General features: G+C 45.1%; 24 protein-coding genes and 1 CRISPR repeat array. Of the genes, 3 read left to right on the top strand and 21 right to left on the bottom strand.

The window, feature by feature from the left end; translation table 11 throughout:
• Window positions 1-72 precede the first annotated feature (72 nt).
• From ACGH6R_RS02450 to ACGH6R_RS02350, 21 genes are all read right to left on the bottom strand, one after another.
• Window positions 73-546, bottom strand: coding sequence for a phage virion morphogenesis protein (locus ACGH6R_RS02450; protein WP_411598793.1), 474 nt, complete (start codon window positions 544-546; stop codon window positions 73-75).
• A gap of 154 nt (window positions 547-700) precedes the next feature.
• Complete coding sequence (locus tag ACGH6R_RS02445) at window positions 701-2005, bottom strand: phage minor head protein (RefSeq protein WP_411598792.1); 1305 nt, start codon at window positions 2003-2005, stop codon at window positions 701-703.
• A complete protein-coding gene (locus ACGH6R_RS02440) occupies window positions 1998-3548 on the bottom strand; it encodes a DUF935 domain-containing protein (RefSeq protein WP_411598791.1) in 1551 nt (516 codons plus the stop codon). The genes ACGH6R_RS02445 and ACGH6R_RS02440 overlap by 8 nt, the downstream gene beginning before the upstream one ends.
• Window positions 3548-5125, bottom strand: a complete 1578-nt coding sequence (locus ACGH6R_RS02435; RefSeq protein WP_411598790.1) for a terminase large subunit domain-containing protein — start codon at window positions 5123-5125, stop codon at window positions 3548-3550. Before ACGH6R_RS02435 ends, ACGH6R_RS02440 begins: the two co-directional genes overlap by 1 nt.
• Window positions 5125-5694, bottom strand: coding sequence for a DUF3486 family protein (locus ACGH6R_RS02430; protein ID WP_411598789.1), 570 nt, complete (start codon window positions 5692-5694; stop codon window positions 5125-5127). Before ACGH6R_RS02430 ends, ACGH6R_RS02435 begins: the two co-directional genes overlap by 1 nt.
• Window positions 5687-5986, bottom strand: coding sequence for an ArsR family transcriptional regulator (locus tag ACGH6R_RS02425; protein ID WP_411598788.1), 300 nt, complete (start codon window positions 5984-5986; stop codon window positions 5687-5689). The genes ACGH6R_RS02430 and ACGH6R_RS02425 overlap by 8 nt, the downstream gene beginning before the upstream one ends.
• Entirely contained in the window at window positions 5983-6309 is a 327-nt protein-coding gene (locus tag ACGH6R_RS02420) for a DUF2730 family protein (protein WP_411598787.1), read from the bottom strand. The genes ACGH6R_RS02425 and ACGH6R_RS02420 overlap by 4 nt, the downstream gene beginning before the upstream one ends.
• Window positions 6306-6524: a TraR/DksA C4-type zinc finger protein gene (locus tag ACGH6R_RS02415; RefSeq protein WP_411598786.1), complete on the bottom strand. Its 219-nt coding sequence runs from the start codon at window positions 6522-6524 to the stop codon at window positions 6306-6308. The genes ACGH6R_RS02420 and ACGH6R_RS02415 overlap by 4 nt, the downstream gene beginning before the upstream one ends.
• A gap of 155 nt (window positions 6525-6679) precedes the next feature.
• Window positions 6680-7069 (bottom strand): hypothetical protein, encoded by a 390-nt coding sequence (locus ACGH6R_RS02410; RefSeq protein WP_411598785.1) that lies wholly within the window; start codon window positions 7067-7069, stop codon window positions 6680-6682.
• Window positions 7070-7098: 29 nt separating this feature from the next.
• Window positions 7099-7299, bottom strand: coding sequence for a hypothetical protein (locus ACGH6R_RS02405; protein WP_411598784.1), 201 nt, complete (start codon window positions 7297-7299; stop codon window positions 7099-7101).
• Between the two features lie 234 nt (window positions 7300-7533).
• The gene (locus tag ACGH6R_RS02400) at window positions 7534-7899 is read right to left on the bottom strand and encodes a D-Ala-D-Ala carboxypeptidase family metallohydrolase (RefSeq protein WP_411598783.1); all 366 of its coding nucleotides are present in this window, start codon (window positions 7897-7899) and stop codon (window positions 7534-7536) included.
• Between the two features lie 69 nt (window positions 7900-7968).
• Complete coding sequence (locus ACGH6R_RS02395) at window positions 7969-8355, bottom strand: Mor transcription activator family protein (protein ID WP_411598782.1); 387 nt, start codon at window positions 8353-8355, stop codon at window positions 7969-7971.
• Between the two features lie 43 nt (window positions 8356-8398).
• Complete coding sequence (locus ACGH6R_RS02390; RefSeq protein WP_411598781.1) at window positions 8399-8917, bottom strand: hypothetical protein; 519 nt, start codon at window positions 8915-8917, stop codon at window positions 8399-8401.
• On the bottom strand, window positions 8914-9498 hold the full coding sequence (locus tag ACGH6R_RS02385) for a gp16 family protein (protein WP_411598780.1): 585 nt from the start codon (window positions 9496-9498) through the stop codon (window positions 8914-8916). Before ACGH6R_RS02385 ends, ACGH6R_RS02390 begins: the two co-directional genes overlap by 4 nt.
• A 1-nt stretch (window position 9499) precedes the next feature.
• Window positions 9500-10147, bottom strand: a complete 648-nt coding sequence (locus ACGH6R_RS02380) for a DUF3164 family protein (RefSeq protein WP_411598779.1) — start codon at window positions 10145-10147, stop codon at window positions 9500-9502.
• A 21-nt stretch (window positions 10148-10168) separates the two neighbouring features.
• A complete protein-coding gene (locus ACGH6R_RS02375) occupies window positions 10169-10387 on the bottom strand; it encodes a hypothetical protein (RefSeq protein ID WP_411598778.1) in 219 nt (72 codons plus the stop codon).
• Window positions 10388-10389: 2 nt separating this feature from the next.
• Window positions 10390-10680 carry a hypothetical protein gene (locus ACGH6R_RS02370; protein ID WP_411598777.1) on the bottom strand — a complete coding sequence of 97 codons (291 nt, stop codon included), beginning with the start codon at window positions 10678-10680 and terminating at the stop codon, window positions 10390-10392.
• A 9-nt stretch (window positions 10681-10689) separates the two neighbouring features.
• Entirely contained in the window at window positions 10690-10959 is a 270-nt protein-coding gene (locus ACGH6R_RS02365) for a hypothetical protein (protein WP_411598776.1), read from the bottom strand.
• Between the two features lie 2 nt (window positions 10960-10961).
• Window positions 10962-11867 carry an AAA family ATPase gene (locus tag ACGH6R_RS02360; protein WP_411598775.1) on the bottom strand — a complete coding sequence of 302 codons (906 nt, stop codon included), beginning with the start codon at window positions 11865-11867 and terminating at the stop codon, window positions 10962-10964.
• A 3-nt stretch (window positions 11868-11870) separates the two neighbouring features.
• On the bottom strand, window positions 11871-13841 hold the full coding sequence (locus tag ACGH6R_RS02355; protein WP_411598774.1) for a transposase domain-containing protein: 1971 nt from the start codon (window positions 13839-13841) through the stop codon (window positions 11871-11873).
• 8 nt (window positions 13842-13849) lie between these two features.
• Window positions 13850-14062, bottom strand: coding sequence for a helix-turn-helix domain-containing protein (locus tag ACGH6R_RS02350; RefSeq protein ID WP_411598773.1), 213 nt, complete (start codon window positions 14060-14062; stop codon window positions 13850-13852).
• Window positions 14063-14311: 249 nt separating this feature from the next.
• Here ACGH6R_RS02350 and ACGH6R_RS02345 point away from each other — a divergent pair, with 249 nt between their 5' ends.
• The 3 genes from ACGH6R_RS02345 to ACGH6R_RS02335 all read left to right on the top strand — a co-directional run bounded on the left by ACGH6R_RS02345 (window position 14312) and on the right by ACGH6R_RS02335 (window position 16918).
• Complete coding sequence (locus tag ACGH6R_RS02345; RefSeq protein ID WP_411598772.1) at window positions 14312-15010, top strand: helix-turn-helix domain-containing protein; 699 nt, start codon at window positions 14312-14314, stop codon at window positions 15008-15010.
• 252 nt (window positions 15011-15262) lie between these two features.
• A CRISPR array of direct repeats spans window positions 15263-16146; the repeat unit is 29 nt; unit sequence GTGTTCCCTGTATACACAGGGATAAACCG.
• 123 nt (window positions 16147-16269) lie between these two features.
• Complete coding sequence (locus ACGH6R_RS02340) at window positions 16270-16443, top strand: type II toxin-antitoxin system HicA family toxin (protein ID WP_267361297.1); 174 nt, start codon at window positions 16270-16272, stop codon at window positions 16441-16443.
• A gap of 61 nt (window positions 16444-16504) precedes the next feature.
• Window positions 16505-16918 carry a type II toxin-antitoxin system HicB family antitoxin gene (locus ACGH6R_RS02335; RefSeq protein ID WP_411598771.1) on the top strand — a complete coding sequence of 138 codons (414 nt, stop codon included), beginning with the start codon at window positions 16505-16507 and terminating at the stop codon, window positions 16916-16918.
• The last annotated feature ends 360 nt before the right edge of the window (window positions 16919-17278 follow it).

Below are 17278 nucleotides of genomic sequence, written 5' to 3'. Positions count from 1 at the left end.
GGGTACAAACCTAATTTAAAACCCGTTTAAAAAACACCAAAAACGTTTAAATAATTTGGGGAATATCTACGCTCACGTTTTGGTGTTGATTGCGTTAGAGAGCGTTGTATTAATTATATCGATAATATCCCTGATGCCGTATTGAGGCAACCCCATGTACGGGCGCGCAGGAACAGCTGCAGGAGCGGCCGGCATGTCAGGGGTACCTCCCAATAGGTGAATTGCCGCATAAATTTTATTTGAACCGATAACGGCACTAACAGCATCGAAATCCGTGGTCAACGAGGTTGCGAGCCCGCCCATGGTGCGATTGAGCATTTTCCCAGTCAATCCTCGTGCCGCCAATTTTTCGGCATATTGAGGGGTGAGGGGACGCCATTTTTGCCCCGTGGTTGGATCCTGCTCGTGCTGAAATGAGGCCTCAGCCTCACTAGCCAGAACAGCTGCCACTCCTCGGGTAATTGGCGTCATGTCTGCCCCGAGCCCCTGCAGACGTTTTATGCTAGCCTGTATCGCCTCGTCACTAAATTTATAATCAATTTGCATATTATCTGATTTCGTTTTATATTAGTCATCATCTGTGTACGAATAACGGTAATTCGGCGTAAACGCATAGCGTCACACGTTTATGTGGGTTCGACTCCCACCACAGTGCGCCTCTGTTCAGTATTTTATTCCATTTTTTTGACGGAGGCGTTTTTTAAACACTCCCGCTCAGGATCTGATACAAACCGCCAGCAATACCTCGCCTCAAATCAGTAAGGTTAACCCTGTAGGCGTTGATAATTACATCTAGGACGTCCTGCTGCCCCCTCAATTTGTACGGCGCATTAATGACTATCTTCATTAGACCGTCTCCACGTGATATATATAGTAGATTATTTTTTTTCACATCCCACAAAACAGCCTGAGGGTTATTAATTAACTCGGGCAATGACTGATAATCCCGCAGTGTCAATCCGACACCTGTTTTCCGGTGTTTCATACTATCAGCATGTAGTACGTTTTTTTCACTCATCACAAACAATCTAGCCGGCTCAACGCCCGATATCGCTCTAACCCGCTCAGCTACATCGTCGGTCATAAAACCGAGCGGTTGCAGCGCATTACCCGCTCGCCTCGTCGTTAAAATATTGCCAACCCACTGCGCAAACGCGTCACGACGAGCAGGCGCATTATTTAATGATTGAATGACCTGCTGGCGCAATTTTCTATTGCGTAATATTGCGAGCTTTTTGGCAATGTTGACATCCGAACCCATTGCGGCGCTACCAACATTACCCGACCATCCGGCATCAGTTCTAGTTGTCTGACCACCCGATTTAAATTCCGTAACCTCTGACTGGTAAATCTCGCCAGTTGCGTCATCAACACCTGAATTTACGTTGTACGTGTCCAATTTTCCTGCGCTAGATTCAATAATCAAACCCTCACGCTCCACCTGCGCCCGAGTTAATGCACGAACACGGCAACGACACCCCCAGCCGTTGGGCGGGTATAATTTTTGCCAGATTGGGTCGTCGTATCGAAATACCCGCAAATGCAACGCAGCATGAGCTGTCCGTGTTTGGCTGTCCATTGTTGCAACATACTGCCAGTACGGATGCGTCTCGCTACTAGCTAGCTGTTGCTGATAACGCCCAGCCTGATATGCAGTGGCGAGGTTAGTGCGATAAATAACACTCAGACGCCGCGGACTGCCGAGCTGCACCTCGTTATTAATATCAATTTTTTTTCCCCACCAGCCGAGCTTTTCTAAAACCGGCCTTAGATTTTTTTTGAACTCATGCTCAGTTGTTCCTGTTGCTAACGCTCTGTCGAGTTCCAAACGAACCGACTCCAATACATCCAGCGAGGTCGCCTTGGCGACTGTAAATGCCTGAGAGTGCGCCTGCATTGACATCTCCTGCCAATTCCACGAGATTTGGTACCCTTTACTGCGAAAATAGTCGACAGCTAATTTGGGCTCCAATTTCATGGCATAACCTAAATCGATATCAGGCATTCAGTCGCCCCCACATCTGAGCAACAAAAACCCCTCTGGCGATAATATCCTGTAGCTGCTCGTCATCCAAATTACTGTAGAGCGCTTCGATTTGGGATTTAGCTGTCGCCAAATCGTTTTGCATAATAATATCTACGATTGGCTGCAAAATAGGGTCGACAGCCTGTCGCCACTCGTCGCCGTTAATAGCAGCAGGGGCTGCACCTAACGGGTCAGCAGGTTGATGCTCGGCATTTAATGCAGCGATTCCGTTGCTGTGATTGGCGTTCAAAAATGCTGAGGGTGCAGATTGGATCGATTGCAACATCTCCTCGCCAGCTCTCGCCTCTGGTATTTGCAATTTATCGTGCGCCCACGAGCGCGGTATCCTCATACCCAGACCAACCAGCGCGGGAAGGGCGGTCGCATATGCTGCAATATCCTCAGCCTGCGTAATATCAAACTCAAAACGAGGGTGACGGCGAGGGCTCGAGAATGACACACCGTTCAAGCTGTAAAGGGGTAAAATTAAATCACGGGTAATTGTCGCCGCTAATTGTTTGGCATCACTATAACAAACCTCAACGCGCACCTCATTATGCACATTGCCGAGCGCGTTGGTGCTGGTCGCTCCGTCCGCCTGACTGGTCAGCGTACCGCCTAAAATCGCTTTAGATTGCGCTCGCTCCATAAGATTATTCATAGCTAAAAACGGATCTGACGTGCCGCTGGCTGCCGATTGAAAATCGATAGCCATGCCGTTTGGTATAATGCCACCCGCATTATGCCCGATTGACATCACTGCCTTTAATAGCGTTTTCTTTTCATCTTCAGTTGCGCCGCTCGGATAACTGCCGAGCCGAATCGGTATGCCATAGATTTCAAGAAACTCCGCCAGATCACGAACTGAATAATTTTTAAAGATGAACGGCCATATTAGCGTACGCACAAGCCCTGTGCGCGCCAGATAACCACTTTTTGAACGTGAAATATGTTTAACCCAGTTAAACGGTTGCAACCCAACACCTTCGTAACTGCCGTCTGATAGTCGTAACTCGTTACGATTATTAGGGTTAACTTGAAATGTGCTCGGGTCAATCCACTCAATGCCGGACGGCACAACTAAATCATCAGCACGTTCCCAGCCCGTGAACTCCTGACAGCTAACCCCCTTCAAAATGGCGTCAGTGCCGTCAAAGATGAAATCGTCAAGCCACGTGAACGAGTCAAGGACTTCATTCAGCATGTCAGTATCGCGCTGCTCTTCTTTGGACGGGTTCAGCGGTGGCACAACACTAAAACTTAATCGCTGCACAGCTCGACGGCGTTTGGCTAATTCAGACAGGATATGCGTGTCTTTTTCTTCCATATCTTCTGCCAGCGCGCACTGCGCCATAATGTTGCCTTGTTCGGCTTCTTTCAGAATCACCGCCGCCTGAAATGGCGTTAGTCCGCTGGACGGGTGCTCACTAAATCGCTGTTGAATCTGAATAATACGCGCATCGCTTTTTGTTTGTTGCTGGGACGGTAAATCGCTTTTCATCACCTTTATCATCTCATTCATTACCAGCATCCTCTTTCATATTTTCCATAGTCATCATCTTCATCATAATTGTGCTTTTCGTGCTTATTAGGCAACGCAATAAACTCAGCGACAAAACCCTCCAAGTAACTTGCGCGAACAGCCATAATGTAGGCAACACAGCTATCACCATGCCGCTTTTTGCCGTCACGACCCTTATCCCGTGACTTATCAATTTTTGGTACACCCTGAATTATCTTCAGGTGCCGCTGATCAACAATAATGTCCTCGTCTTTGGGTATTTCGATATAGCCTGACTCGTAGAGCGATTTATATTTCGGTGACCATTCCCGATAAAAATTCTCCGTAGTGTGCACAGCATCAACCATGGATTGACCGTATTGCAGCAGCAATGCTTCGCCGAGGTACCCGCCGTTACCGGTTGCATCTATCGCAATGCCGGTTATCCGCGGCGTGCTATTGATAATTAAAAAAGCAAGCTCACGCTGCTGATTGTACGGCACGTCATGCAGCTCTATTGTTAATCGCATCTTACGAGCTGTATTTTGCTCGATGCTTTCGATTGCAATTGTTGAACGGTCACCGCTTCGCGCAAAGTCCTGCCCGTACGCGTGTCGAACATTTTTATCGAGCTCATCAAGCAGCGGCTTAATTTTTTCATTGAAGAAAGTTATCACTTCCGTTGTTCGCGCCGGCTCTGTCCAAAGCATATGCCCCTCAGGCATCTCATAACGTATAACGCTATGCTCAGCGCGAGCCGCGTTATCAATAAGTACGCGCGGAATGTATGCACCTGCGCCATTTTTTGGCACACAAGAATACTCTTCAAGCGCGTCATCTTCAGTAAAGCAACCTTTTAATAAATCGGTTTTCCATTCATCTTCCTTTGCCTGTGACCACCGAGCATGATTGATCTGACAAATTCGGCGATAAAGCCCATCCTTGCATGCACTATCAAGTGTAATTGTGTGCACCGAGCCTTTGCGGACGCCCTTCCTGATTTCCTGAATCAGCTCATTAAAATCATTTTCCGTTCCATTGTGAGTGGAGATAATGCGAACTTTTGCACCCCACATGGTGAGCGCCATGCCTGCCTTTAGCAGTTCCGGCAGATACTCGTGGAATGCGGCTTCATCGATAACAACATTACCTTGCATCCCACGCAGATTTTTGGGATTGGATGATAAGGCTTGAATTTTAAAACCTGACGCAAAATAGATAACAAACGTTAAAATATCAGTGCGCTCATTCTCTATAATCAGCTCTTCTTCAACAATTTCACTAACAGCATAATTAAACGCCCTCGCCCACATTGCGCACGCATCAATAAACTCGCGCGCCATATCTTTTGATGAGCCGACATAGAACGTGTTGCGTCCACCAGCATCACGACTCATTGCGCCCGTCAATGTTGCATCGCAAGCCTCTGCCCATGTAAGACCTGTTCGCCGAGACTTTTCAGCGACCTTTAAAATCGAATCATCAGCAATCCAGCGCTTTTGATAACCGAGCAGCACATCCTCAGGGCTAAACTCACTATTTAAAATAGCGTTAACGGAGGCTGAAATATCGGTTAAATCAGTCCTAAACTCACTCATTACGCAATACCTAAAATCATCTGCTTAATACTTTGTGCTGTTTCTGCGCTCATACCGGCGGATCTAACTGCGTGCTCAGTCGATTCGGCAACCTCTGCGGCAAATGCCTCTCTAATTTCCCGCTCTCGTTTGTGACTTGCCATTGCCGCTTGCTCGACTCGTTGAATCGCAAGCGCCATTTGCGCGAGCGCTTTAGGCTCCGCTGCTTTATCCGATTCACTCATGTGCATTGATGTTTCAAACGCCAATGTCCTGACAATTTCCTGCAGTAGTTTCCCTACGTCAGACGTAGGAGCGTCCCCTAATTTGGCTGTCCACGCCTCGGCCACCTCTCGCGATTGTCGGATTTTTGCACCCATCTCCTCCATTCTGGTTGCGTAGCGATTCAGTCCGGTGCGGGAGAGTCTCATGTCGGCGCTCAATCCGTGCTCATCTATTAACTCATTAACGGCGGCACGAATATCCTGCTGCGTCAAACCCCTGTCACGCAATAATTTGTGCAGCTCATCCCTAATATGCTGTGGCAACAAATCTATTTTTGATGGTCGCCCGCGTGTAGTTTTAGTCATAATCACTAGCTCGCGGTTTTTTTACGCCAACAGCTGTTGCTCGACCCGTCGCTACGTCTGTACCCCGTCCGGTAATTTCAGCAACGAGACAACCAACAATATCCTGCAGTCGTATGAGATTTTGCTCCGCCAGCCAACCCATATACAAGCGCACCAAATCTCGACTAACGCGGTGCCCGTACTGGTCTAGACATGTCTGCAACACGGATTCGTTTGCAGAGCCTCCACAATCGCACAATGCCCGTAAAATTACGAGTCGTCGGTCAGCATCCAGTAGCTGTCTAAGGCTCATTTTTTACCTTCCTTTAATTCGTTTTCTAATAAAAGATTACTTATCCGTTTGACTCCTGCTAATTCAGGCTTTATTTCTTTAATATCACCACGCAACCCTGAAATTTCAAGATTTAATTTATGGATATCATCCTTAGTTGGCAATGACTCAAGCCGCCCCTGAATAGTGGAGACATCTTTTTTTAGTTTTGATACATCGCTAACAATAGCGTTCAGCTCTTCACGTTTTGCGAATTTTGTCGCTAAAAACATCACTAAAAACGACAACGCAAACGCACCTACCGAGCTGAGCGTTGACCAATGTTGACGAAAAAAATCGATCATAACCGCCCCTGTTTTTTCAGTAACTCATGTGTATGCTGACAATCAATACAGCGAACGATGTGGCCGCCCGCGTTCAATCGCTCAGACGGTATAGGCTCGTCACAATCAACGCAATTATCACCAATACGCTGTGGTAGCGTTTTGTTAATACAATTATTAATTTCAATATCCCTCAACAGTTGTTCAGTTTTACTGCCGCTGTCCACTAAATCCATTGTTTTCACTCCATTCTGCAATCGTTTTTATATTACTTTCCAACCGCTGACAGTATGCGCCATATTGCGTTGCAAACCTCAGCAGCTCCGCCGGCTGACCGTTTATTGGTGGTGCTGGTTTAACCGGCAATACCAGCGCCGATGTTGGTGGCTGGCTATTTGCAACTGTAACCGTAGGCCCGTCTGTAGACGCACAGGCTGTCAGCGCCAATGCCGCTATAAATATTGCCGTCGTTTTTAATCGCACCATCTATTGAACTCCCCAATTGCAGTAACTGTGTTGTAATCTGATTTTGCCGATCAATTAACTGCCTCGTCAATTCGTCATTGAGCGCAGCCTGCCGTTGCAATTCGGCGTTATATGCGTTAGCCGCGACCAGTCGCTCAGTAGTGTGACGCTCAGACATTTGCGCTAATTCGTTTTCCAAATTCACACTCCGCTGCATCCAGTAGAAACTGATGAGCGACAGGAGAGCGATAACAAATAGAGAGGGCGAAATTTTTCTCAGCGCGCTAATCAAAATACCCATTTTCACCTCGTCCATTGCGGAAATCCCGTTTTATTGCAGCACGTTTACTCGTCTGTGACTGCGTAACCCATGCCGCCAGATACGCACCCAGTAGTAACTCGTTGGGTTGATAGTTGACAGCCTGCCACAGGACAACAATTGTTGACACCACGAACGCCAGACACACAGCACAGTCTGACGACGACAAACGACCCGTTGCCGGATTCGTGATTAATTCGAGAATTTTTTTCATTTTTTGACCTCATTTAACGCTCGTTGTAGCCTGACGTCCTGCGCACTCACGCTACGCCACCCACGGGTAAAAACCGATTGATAGGTAGCGTCGTGGCTATATAGTGGCACGTTCCGACAGTCCTCGCCGTGTAACGCACGGCTCATGGCGGACTCGCGAGCAAATTCGAATACCGCCAAAAATCGAGGGTTGCGCAATATTGGGTACATTTTTGTGTACTCAGCAATTGTGTACGCTGATTCAACCATCAATTGCGACCCCAACGACTGAGAGTAGGGCGCACGTCAACGTGCGTAAACGTACGATAACGTCCAATACCGTATTTGTCTGGGTACTGTGACTCCAGATAATCGGCGACCAATTTTGGTGCAACACCCCTGACTGTTATATCTGCCGCGTCACCACGCAGGTGCCGGCTATTCGGTTGACCCCCGACGTTTTTATTGTGCTGAACACAACGAAAACCGCTATTAATAACAACGGGTGAATTAAAATGCGTGCGGACGTTTTCCAGAACATCTATTAACTCGTATGCGCACAGGAACCCGCTGCACCCGCAGCAACATACAAACTCACTACGTTTAAAATGGGATGATAATTGTTGTTGTTTCATTTTTTACCCTATCAATGATTGATATTGATAGGGTAGTTGATGTGGGGATTGATTGGGTTTGTGGCGGATCTAAGATTTTTCGAACATGTCAGGCTGATTTCGTCGTCTGTGCAGCGCCAACTGCTCACGTATAATAGAATAAATGTGACTGTCTGTTAACCGGTATTTTTTGGCCAGTGGAATAATATCACCGTTACCAACCTGATAATCCAAAAAAATCCGATTATCCCGAATTGCCTGTTGTAATCGCTCACCACTGGGGATATAACAAACACGACCGCCAAAATAATTACCCAGAACGCCAGCCAATTTTGGCGCTGCCACGATAGCCTGTGCCTCAGGCAGCCCCTGCCTGCGAAGCTCAGAATAGAATAAATCCACAAATTCTGACAACAATTTAGGCCAGTTTTTTCTGAGTGCCACAACGTCGGGTATACCGTCCAGCGTATCGAGCATTGCACCAAATTCCGCGTGGTCGTCATCGAACAATTGCAAATTATTAGTTCTGTCCGTCATTTTTTCGTCTCCTGTTTGCCAACCACTCCTGCGCACCGGCAACCTGAATTTTGGAAAAATCGGCACCGGCACGGTACATTTGTTCAAAATAAACCTCGTCGCTCTCCTTGACGGGGGCGACCTCCCCACCAGCCTCTGAGTACAAAAATAAATTGCTAGTTGAATCGTATACCGTTTTTAGATAATTGTGATTCGATAGCGGTTTAACGTCACCGCTACCGGCACGTTTTTTTTGAATCTGTCTAACCGTCTCACTGAGTGCGTGTGCGAGATGCCGACTCGGTTTAAACTGGTCTAACACCTCGCGCATTAATTTTGCCGTTCGGGAATTACTCAGGTTAGATTTGGCAGGGCGAAATAGCCCGAGATAGGCGACGAGAGGGCGGGCGCAGCTGTGTGTGAATTTGAGCAGCATGGCCAGCACCTCACGACCCGCCGCGTCCTCAATGAGGGCATCTAGATGCAGGTCGGAGTGACAGATTGGGCAGCGTCCTAACTTCATTTGCCCCTCCTGTATTTCTGATTAATTACTGCCTCGTATAGCTGAGTGATTTTGTCGTACCCATTGTACGAGGTGTTGTCTGGCAGATATAAAACACCGTTATTATACCGCACCCCGCTAACCAGTGATAACTGCTCAACAATTTCACGTACATGCCATTTTTTTAGCGATTCCAAAACATGCGCCGCCAAATTGGGATCCAGCCACGCGTGATTTTTAATGCCCAATCCGCCCGTAAATTTTCTGGTCATACGCTCGACAAACACATCGAGCGCAGCATCTCGGGAATCGGAAATAAATCCCTGATGCCCCATAGTAATCCAAATCCCGCGAATTTTTTTTATATCACCCCGCCTGTCAGACACCCTGACAGCTGGCGCAGGATGTCGTTTTTTCACACCTGTATATTTAAACCCGCGAGTTTTCAGTGCCTCATAAACACGTTCCAGTTCGGATTTTGCCATTTTAGCGCACGAGCGTTTTTGAGTCTCAGTAACGAGCAGGGCGCGATACGTCTCGTCGTCCAGTCCCAACTGGGACTGGGCTATGTGAATCAACTGAATTAATTGATTTTTAGTCACGTCAAACCCCCGAAACACCTAACGATAGCGGGCGATATTCGTCGCTATCTCCGACTCGTTCGTAGATTCGAATGTAGGTGCGATTACCCACAACCTGCAACGACACGTCCAGCGCGACCATTGCGCGACACCAGCGTTCGTCCTGAATATCCAGTCGTCGTAATTCCAGTAATCGACCCAATCTCAAACTGCCGTTTTTATCAGTGGCAAACGCTCTACTCACCACGGTTTTTAGCTCAGGTCTGGCGTTTTCAGCCCAGCTATTAACGCAATCAATAATCAGCTGTTTTGCAGCCAAAACGCGCTCGTCAGGTGCAACGCAATCGTAAACTGCGCGCTGAACTTTGTATCTACCGTCAAAACTAAATAGCGTCACGTTGCCCCGAGCACCTCCAACGTGAACATTATACTGCTCGGCAGATAACTCAACAAAAGCCTCAATGTCCCCCAAAATTTTCCCCTTGAAAAGTGACAACTCCCTGTTAAGCATTTTTGCGTGCTCAATAATTTCAGCCACAACCTGCTCGCGCTCCCTGTCAATCCCTCTAATCATTGATTCTGGGACTAGGGTACCTCTCGCGTCTCGCCAGTAGCCTGCAACCACCTGTTCGCTAGTGTACTGTTTATAAAATTCGTTTTCGTTATTCATATTCATCACTCCTCAATTTGATTAATGTGTAGTACTGTGATTGTCAGTGTTGAGACATTCCTGACTAAATTTAGTTAGAGCGTTTTCTATACAGAGCTTTATTTGGGTCACCTCTGTTTCGCTCGCCGCATCAAATAACTCACCAACCACCCGAACATCAAATCCGTCGCCAACAGCATCACGAGTTAACGTAACGCTAATCACACCCATTCGGCGGTCAATTCTGGTCAAAATCCTCATAATCACCTCTCGCTCCACACAAATCTACAACCGTGCTGATAAAAAAAACCGTTACGATGCAAACCATCACTGTCAGCCCACCCCAAACTCGCAACACCTGTCCGCAACAATTGCTGACACGCGTCATTGTTAAATAGTTGAATCTCTGGTGCGCAGCCGCCCTGAGTAACACTGATTTTTTGAATCGCAAACCCCTCTCGCGTCATTTTTAACGCAACCGCCGAAACGTCGATTAACGCCGCGGCAATTTCACCGGCGGTATACTGACGCCAGCCCCCATTAGCTCCAAACATAATGACCTCCTAATTAATTAAATTCTCAGACCAAACAACACAACAACCACCGAACTCGAACGCACCCTGTTTAATCCGGCAGTGATTCCCTATATACCGATAGTGTGCCCGACCTGAACTAATCAGCGCCCGACACCTGTCATTAACAAATAAAAAAATAGTGGGGCGCTGAGCATTACCAACAATCACCCTGTTAACCAAAAAACCGTCACCGGTGAGCTGAGACACCACCTGAGAAACGGTGCTCATTGTTGATGCTATTTCGTTATTTGAACTCATGATTAAACCCCCTCTAAATCCCTAATTGCCGCACTAATGTGCGCCTCGTTAATAGCTGAATTGCTACTATTTGCCAGTATTGCAGCTAGTGAGAGGGTTGTTTTAATAATACGTAACGCCCCTGCTCGTCGCCCTAATTCGTGCACCAATTTGCGCTCACGTTCGCCGTCAATACCCCACGCGTCGGCGATAGCGTCGATATCATCGGCAGTAACGTTGAGAATCGCTAATTTTTTTGCGATACGCGAAAACAGTCGTGCAAAATCAGTTTTACGTGTACCTCCCCCTGACAATTTTGAATAAATCTGGTGATTACCGCAGAGCACAACTCCGACGCCTGTCATTTCCTGAATTAGCCGAATTTCCTCCAAAACGTCGTAGGGCAGGTGGTCAGCTTCGTCAACAATTAGCAGCCCCTGAGTGCCTCGTAATTTTCGGCAAATGTGACTACTGAGTGCGCCAACACGTTTGGGCGCGTAATCCAGTTCGAGCGCGTACGCAATGTCGCTCAGACACTCAAGCAGCCGAGATGACGATGGGCGCGCGGTAATCAACCACGTGTTCGGTTTTTTTGCGTATTCAGTGATTGCGTTCGTTTTTCCAACCCCGCTGTTACCGTAGATAACCACAAAAACCCCAGAGATTTTTGCGTAATCCAGTGCGCTGAAAATTTTTTTACTGGTTGGCGTTCTAACAAAATTCGGTGCTACTCTCAGACTGCCTGCTGTGCGTCTATCCGCCAGCCAAACCGCCAATTTATCCGCAACACGCTGATTATCCCCAGCATACGAACCGTTAATAAACTGACTGAGGGTTGTGGGTGATATGCCGGACTGTTTAGCTATAACGCTATATTTTTCACCCCCCTCAACAGTTGACCGCACCTCGTTTCTGATATCAGTAAACATTCATCATTCCTCGCTCATTTCTGTTAGTTTTTTTAGTCCCAATTGGAATGCAGATTCAAAATCAATCACGTCAGCCAAATTGTCGTTATCAGAATCTGCCACCGTTTCCGCATTCACTGCCTGTAGAATCTCAATCGCTCCAGATTCTGTGCGTTCGGACAACTCAACGTTTGGCATCATTGCCTGAACCTCTAAAATCGACATACGTTTTTGATTTTTAGCCGCCTCTTTGTGTCGTTTAACAAATTGCGTGCGTTCGCGTTTATGTTCTCGGGCTGACTGGGTGTCGCCGAACGCAACCCTATCCAGACATTTGGCGTCACAGATAAACCGCCCGTCGAGCGTGTAAACCAGAACATGCTCGTGCAAATTGCGAGGATCGAATCGGACAACGATTTTATTCGGTCTGATACCAATCAGCCGCTCGTTGTAATAACGGTTTTTAGCACCACGGATTGAACCCCCCGCGTCAATTGTAAACGTGCCGTCGTGACGAACCGTGACAGCCTCGGACGGGAGCAGCAATAGTCGACGCTGTTCAGCTGTGGCTCGCCTAACCACACTGGACTGATAGTTCGCGTTAAACGCGTCATCAAACGACATTACACCACCACAGACCTCAGTATTACGACTAGGTTTGCTGTTAAACATTGCGATACCCTGTTCGAGTGCGCGGAGGAAAACGGTAACGTCGACGGCATTTTTGCTGTTGTAGTTGCTGGGTTTTTCGAGTACGTTCGCACCTGTATATGCACCAGCCAGCAGAGGGTGTTTATCAACCAATTCACCCAGCCCACCGTGTGAAAATGCTCTCTCAATTGGTTTAGCCTGACCGTGCCCACGACCCAGCATTACGCTAGACCAGTGCAACTGGATACCCAACATAGGAATGATACCCAGTGGCTCATCCGGTTTAATTCGGAATCGGTAGCGGTTTGGCACGCCCCCAGTTAGCCATTTATTGGCTGCCGCCCGCGTGTTATCGATAGTGATGTGTTTAGGAACACCGTACCGCTCAATAACGTCAGCCAACGACAATCGAATTGAATCGCTGTTTTCTGAAACGTCACAGTAATACGCCAGTATTTTACGGGTGCGAACATCCTGCCAAATCCACGTTTTAGGACGCAAAATCTCGCCGTTGTGCCAGCGAACAAACACGTTGTGCAAATAGCCGTCCCCATTAATCCACTCTAGCGCACTCAACTCCTCAACACTGCGTTGCTGAGCAGGGTATAATTGCATCAATGCGTATTCACCCTCACGCCACAGTACGCGTTGTTGTGGCGTAATTTCGCGCTCAATTTTACGGCGAACGCTGGATAATGACGGGATTTTCCAACCCCGCTCGCTGGCGACGTCGCACAATAATTGATAACACGTGTTAAATGCAGGGCGTTCGGGTCTGAAATAACTGGCCACAAAAAAATCCCACGCATCGGCCGTCATATCAAAATGTCGAGAGGTATTATTACGTGTTGCGTGACCGGATATTAACGCTGGCAACAAATCAGACTGATCTAATTTTCTCGTTCTGAAATACCAGCGCCACACGCTACCAACAGCCTCCCCGTGGGCGTTGGCAACAGTCTCGATCGCCTCGGTCGTTTTAGTTCCCGAACCAACCAATTGACGGACGTCGATAACTGCAGCAGCTCGTTTTTTGGCGTCGGATTTTTGCCTGTCAGTTACGCGTTCCCAGCGCGTCCACAATGCCTCTGCACAATAATTTTTTTCTATTGAATTAGGTCTATCCACGATCTGATTACCACCGATCAACATCTTGTTTTTCGATTTCAATACGCGAGCCTGATCGTGTATAGATAACGAGAAGAGATTGTATTCATAAGCACCGCCCCTAACACCCTGCGCCGTTCGTTTTTCCCACCCCTCTAGTCGTGCCTTCTTTGCAACACCTTGAGTGGTAGTTGGCATACCTGAAACCTGACTCAATTCCTGTGCTGTAATCCACATATCTAACCTCATTTATATTGATAACGTGACGGCCAGATATCCCTAGGACTCAAACCGAGTGCACCAGCTATAATTTTCTCAGCTTTAGGGTAAGATACTCTAAGTGCATTATTTAACGTGCATGGCGCCAACCCAGCATCAATCGAAAGTTTTTTTAGAGTAATCCTTTTTTTACGTAATGCGCATTTGATATCCTCGGGGTGCCAATCTTGTTGATTCATGTTTATTTCTCCTGTGATTTATGTAAATATGTAAGGTTAAAGATGTCTTAAATACACAACTTTAAACTCTAGGTGTAATTTAAGATAGCATACATAAATCTTAAGTTTCAAGTTAAATTTTAATTAGTTTCAATTTAAATTTGCTTCTAATTTTTAAAGTTTAACTTATCTTATTGTTTATTTTAATTTTATTTAAATTTAAACCGACAAAATAAAATAGAAACCATTGGATTAATTTAAGGGGTTTACATGAAACCAATTTGGCTGAGTGCAAAAAATTTAATTGGCAAATATAATTTACCTAACACAGTGCAGGGTTTAACAAAAAAAGCTAGAAATGAAAATTGGCAAAAACGAAAAGCAAAGGGTATAAAAGGAGGTGGATACGAATACGAAGTGTCTGATATTATTAATAAATTTGAATTATTACAGAATTACGATGCAGATCCTGATAATACACTGCGAGAGTCGTCAACCGAATACAAAACAAACAATAGAATACCAGTCAACAACAATTTTTTTGAAAATTATGTTTTGGTTGGCGATTTAAGTGTTGAAACTGCTGATAATGGTAATTTAAACGTTAAGACGAACGGTATAGCACGAATTATATTAGCCAAGGATTTCGTGGAGCAACAAGGGTTGGCAAACGCCCAGCTAGCAACATTTACAGCAACCGACGACAGCATGACAGAAACGATCAACAACGGTGATACTCTCATGGTTAGCGTCTATAACGAAACCGAACAACAAAGACCATTGGACGGCATCTACGTTATTCTATTTAACAATGTATTAATGGTTAAACGACTGCAATACAACCCCGTGACAGCATCGTACAACGTTATCAGTGATAACGCACAATATCAGTCGTTTACGATAACCCCTAAAGACGAACCCACATTTAGGGTCATCGCAAAATTGGAACGCGTGCTATCAAAAAAATAAAAGAGGGAGGAGTTTTTTAAACGTTTTTTAAATTCAATTTAAACGGCTAACCGGCGTTATCGTGCTCAACGAAAATTTCGAGCCGGTTTGTGTTTTTATTTTCATTTTGGTTTTTTTGACATTTTATTTTTGTAATTTCTACAATCTCAGCTTCCACCAATATCCGTCCCATTTATTCCCGCAAATTTTTATTTGATCCCTATATTTTCATTATTAGTGGTTCATTACAACTGATAAAATTTTCGAATTAAAGTGTTCCCTGTATACACAGGGATAAACCGTCCATCCTCCTCTGCATCAAGTAGATAGCCCAGTGTTCCCTGTATACACAGGGATAAACCGGGTTGCTAAAACTATAATTTTTATTTATTAACGTGTTCCCTGTATACACAGGGATAAACCGCAGTGAGCGGACGATTTTTGGCATTAACAAAAGTGTTCCCTGTATACACAGGGATAAACCGAGCGGGTTTTACACAAACCGATTTGGCTGCACGTGTTCCCTGTATACACAGGGATAAACCGTTCCAAAAACAACTAATTATGGTTTGGAAATTGTGTTCCCTGTATACACAGGGATAAACCGTTAGAATTGTGATTGAATGGTGTATTTATTAAGTGTTCCCTGTATACACAGGGATAAACCGATTATTAATTAAATCGTAGGCTTGAGATTGCTGTGTTCCCTGTATACACAGGGATAAACCGGGACATTATAAAAGCACGTCGGATAAAAATATGTGTTCCCTGTATACACAGGGATAAACCGTTTAACGCATAAAAATACCGCTTAAGCGGTTGGTGTTCCCTGTATACACAGGGATAAACCGTCTGGAACCAATCCCCGACGAGCGCCGCCTCGGTGTTCCCTGTATACACAGGGATAAACCGCCAGAGCCCGAGCCGGAACCTATACCTAGCGAGTGTTCCCTGTATACACAGGGATAAACCGGGTAAAATGTCAGTTTCAACTGATTCATTGTTGTGTTCCCTGTATACACAGGGATAAACCAGTGTCACATTTGATGATGCTAATTTAGAAAAATGTGTTCCCTGTATACACAGGGATAAACCGCATAGGTATTAAGTCAACACCATTTGAGGGGAGTGTTCCCTTTATACACAGGGATAAACCGAGAACATACGATTCGAAGTTTATTTATTAGATTAAAAAAATAAACATTTTTGATTACTTTTAATTGAAAAAATAAACATTTTTGTTTACTATAGTCTAATCTTAAATCAGCTCGAAATTAATTATGAAACATGCAGAGTTTTTAAGATGGCTAGTTGCTCAAGGAGTCGAAGTAAAGCAAGGTAGTAATCACCTAAAACTTTACTACCAAGGAAGGCGATCAACCATGCCAAGGCATCCAAATAAGGAATTAGCGAAAGGTACAATGATTGCGATTAGAAAGCAACTCAATCTTTAATAGATGCCCCGAAAGGGGCTATCTTGATAAGAGAATTCAACTTAAAAGCAAAGGAGGAGGTATGTTATATCCTGCAACATTAACCAATGAAGGGGATATGTATACAGTAACATTTAGAGATATACCAGAAGCAATAACCTGTGGTGATGACTTAAACGATGCTTTGAAAATGGCACGAGATGCATTAATTACAAGCATTGACTTTTACTTTGAAGATCATCGAAAAGTCCCATTACCCAGCAAGCAAAAAAAAGGTGAATATTTAATTGATTTACCAGTTAGTCTTTTTGCTAAAGTATTGTTGTTAAATGAAATGATTGAACAAAACATATCTAATGCTGAATTAGCTAAGAGGATCCACGTAAGACCACAAGAAGTTCAGCGGATTGTTAACTTAGGGCATTCAACAAAAATTGATACCATCAGCAAAGCGCTCTTTGCTCTGGGAAAACGTCTGGAATTAAACGTAACCTAAGGTTAAAAATTTAATTTAACGTAAATAAAAATCATTAAAATAAAAGCCCCTTAGTGGGTTTTTATTTTCTTCCTTATATATAAACTTTTATAAGGTTATAGCGACACTTATTATTTTTTATAAAATAAATGTTCTTTGTATAAACAGGGATAAACCACCAAATATAGTTATCTATCCAACCTAACCTAGGGTGAACTAAATCTGCCGGCTATAGTTTTTTTATTTTACACTATAGGTCAAGCAAGCAACCCAACCCAAACCAATAAAACGGTGACTAAACAATTGAAACAACAGATCATTACGATGACTTGTGTGATGTTAACTGATATGGTAAATACAAATTATATTATTGAAAAAATT

It is taken from the genome of Gilliamella sp. CG13, from assembly GCF_046635805.1.
GTDB classification, from domain to species: domain Bacteria; phylum Pseudomonadota; class Gammaproteobacteria; order Enterobacterales; family Orbaceae; genus Gilliamella; species Gilliamella apicola_I.
The sequence above is the reverse complement of the archived record's forward strand: the minus strand, read 5'-3'. Positions and strand labels throughout refer to the sequence as shown.

Bases quoted from the DNA above. Each gene is read 5' to 3' on its own strand.
- ACGH6R_RS02390 (WP_411598781.1), bottom strand. From the start codon at position 8,917: ATGAAGTTAGGACGCTGCCCAATCTGTCACTCCGACCTGCATCTAGAT.
- ACGH6R_RS02430 (WP_411598789.1), bottom strand. From the start codon at position 5,694: ATGACTAAAACTACACGCGGGCGACCATCAAAAATAGATTTGTTGCCA.
- ACGH6R_RS02435 (WP_411598790.1), bottom strand. From the start codon at position 5,125: ATGAGTGAGTTTAGGACTGATTTAACCGATATTTCAGCCTCCGTTAAC.
- ACGH6R_RS02445 (WP_411598792.1), bottom strand. From the start codon at position 2,005: ATGCCTGATATCGATTTAGGTTATGCCATGAAATTGGAGCCCAAATTA.
- ACGH6R_RS02340 (WP_267361297.1), top strand. From the start codon at position 16,270: ATGAAACATGCAGAGTTTTTAAGATGGCTAGTTGCTCAAGGAGTCGAA.
- ACGH6R_RS02405 (WP_411598784.1), bottom strand. From the start codon at position 7,299: ATGAGGTCAAAAAATGAAAAAAATTCTCGAATTAATCACGAATCCGGC.
- ACGH6R_RS02345 (WP_411598772.1), top strand. From the start codon at position 14,312: ATGAAACCAATTTGGCTGAGTGCAAAAAATTTAATTGGCAAATATAAT.
- ACGH6R_RS02350 (WP_411598773.1), bottom strand. From the start codon at position 14,062: ATGAATCAACAAGATTGGCACCCCGAGGATATCAAATGCGCATTACGT.
- ACGH6R_RS02420 (WP_411598787.1), bottom strand. From the start codon at position 6,309: ATGATCGATTTTTTTCGTCAACATTGGTCAACGCTCAGCTCGGTAGGT.
- ACGH6R_RS02365 (WP_411598776.1), bottom strand. From the start codon at position 10,959: ATGAGTTCAAATAACGAAATAGCATCAACAATGAGCACCGTTTCTCAG.
- ACGH6R_RS02335 (WP_411598771.1), top strand. From the start codon at position 16,505: ATGTTATATCCTGCAACATTAACCAATGAAGGGGATATGTATACAGTA.
- ACGH6R_RS02400 (WP_411598783.1), bottom strand. From the start codon at position 7,899: ATGAAACAACAACAATTATCATCCCATTTTAAACGTAGTGAGTTTGTA.
- ACGH6R_RS02440 (WP_411598791.1), bottom strand. From the start codon at position 3,548: ATGAATGAGATGATAAAGGTGATGAAAAGCGATTTACCGTCCCAGCAA.
- ACGH6R_RS02375 (WP_411598778.1), bottom strand. From the start codon at position 10,387: ATGAGGATTTTGACCAGAATTGACCGCCGAATGGGTGTGATTAGCGTT.
- ACGH6R_RS02380 (WP_411598779.1), bottom strand. From the start codon at position 10,147: ATGAATAACGAAAACGAATTTTATAAACAGTACACTAGCGAACAGGTG.
- ACGH6R_RS02360 (WP_411598775.1), bottom strand. From the start codon at position 11,867: ATGTTTACTGATATCAGAAACGAGGTGCGGTCAACTGTTGAGGGGGGT.
- ACGH6R_RS02415 (WP_411598786.1), bottom strand. From the start codon at position 6,524: ATGGATTTAGTGGACAGCGGCAGTAAAACTGAACAACTGTTGAGGGAT.
- ACGH6R_RS02395 (WP_411598782.1), bottom strand. From the start codon at position 8,355: ATGCTCGATACGCTGGACGGTATACCCGACGTTGTGGCACTCAGAAAA.
- ACGH6R_RS02450 (WP_411598793.1), bottom strand. From the start codon at position 546: ATGCAAATTGATTATAAATTTAGTGACGAGGCGATACAGGCTAGCATA.
- ACGH6R_RS02425 (WP_411598788.1), bottom strand. From the start codon at position 5,986: ATGAGCCTTAGACAGCTACTGGATGCTGACCGACGACTCGTAATTTTA.
- ACGH6R_RS02355 (WP_411598774.1), bottom strand. From the start codon at position 13,841: ATGTGGATTACAGCACAGGAATTGAGTCAGGTTTCAGGTATGCCAACT.
- ACGH6R_RS02370 (WP_411598777.1), bottom strand. From the start codon at position 10,680: ATGTTTGGAGCTAATGGGGGCTGGCGTCAGTATACCGCCGGTGAAATT.
- ACGH6R_RS02410 (WP_411598785.1), bottom strand. From the start codon at position 7,069: ATGGACGAGGTGAAAATGGGTATTTTGATTAGCGCGCTGAGAAAAATT.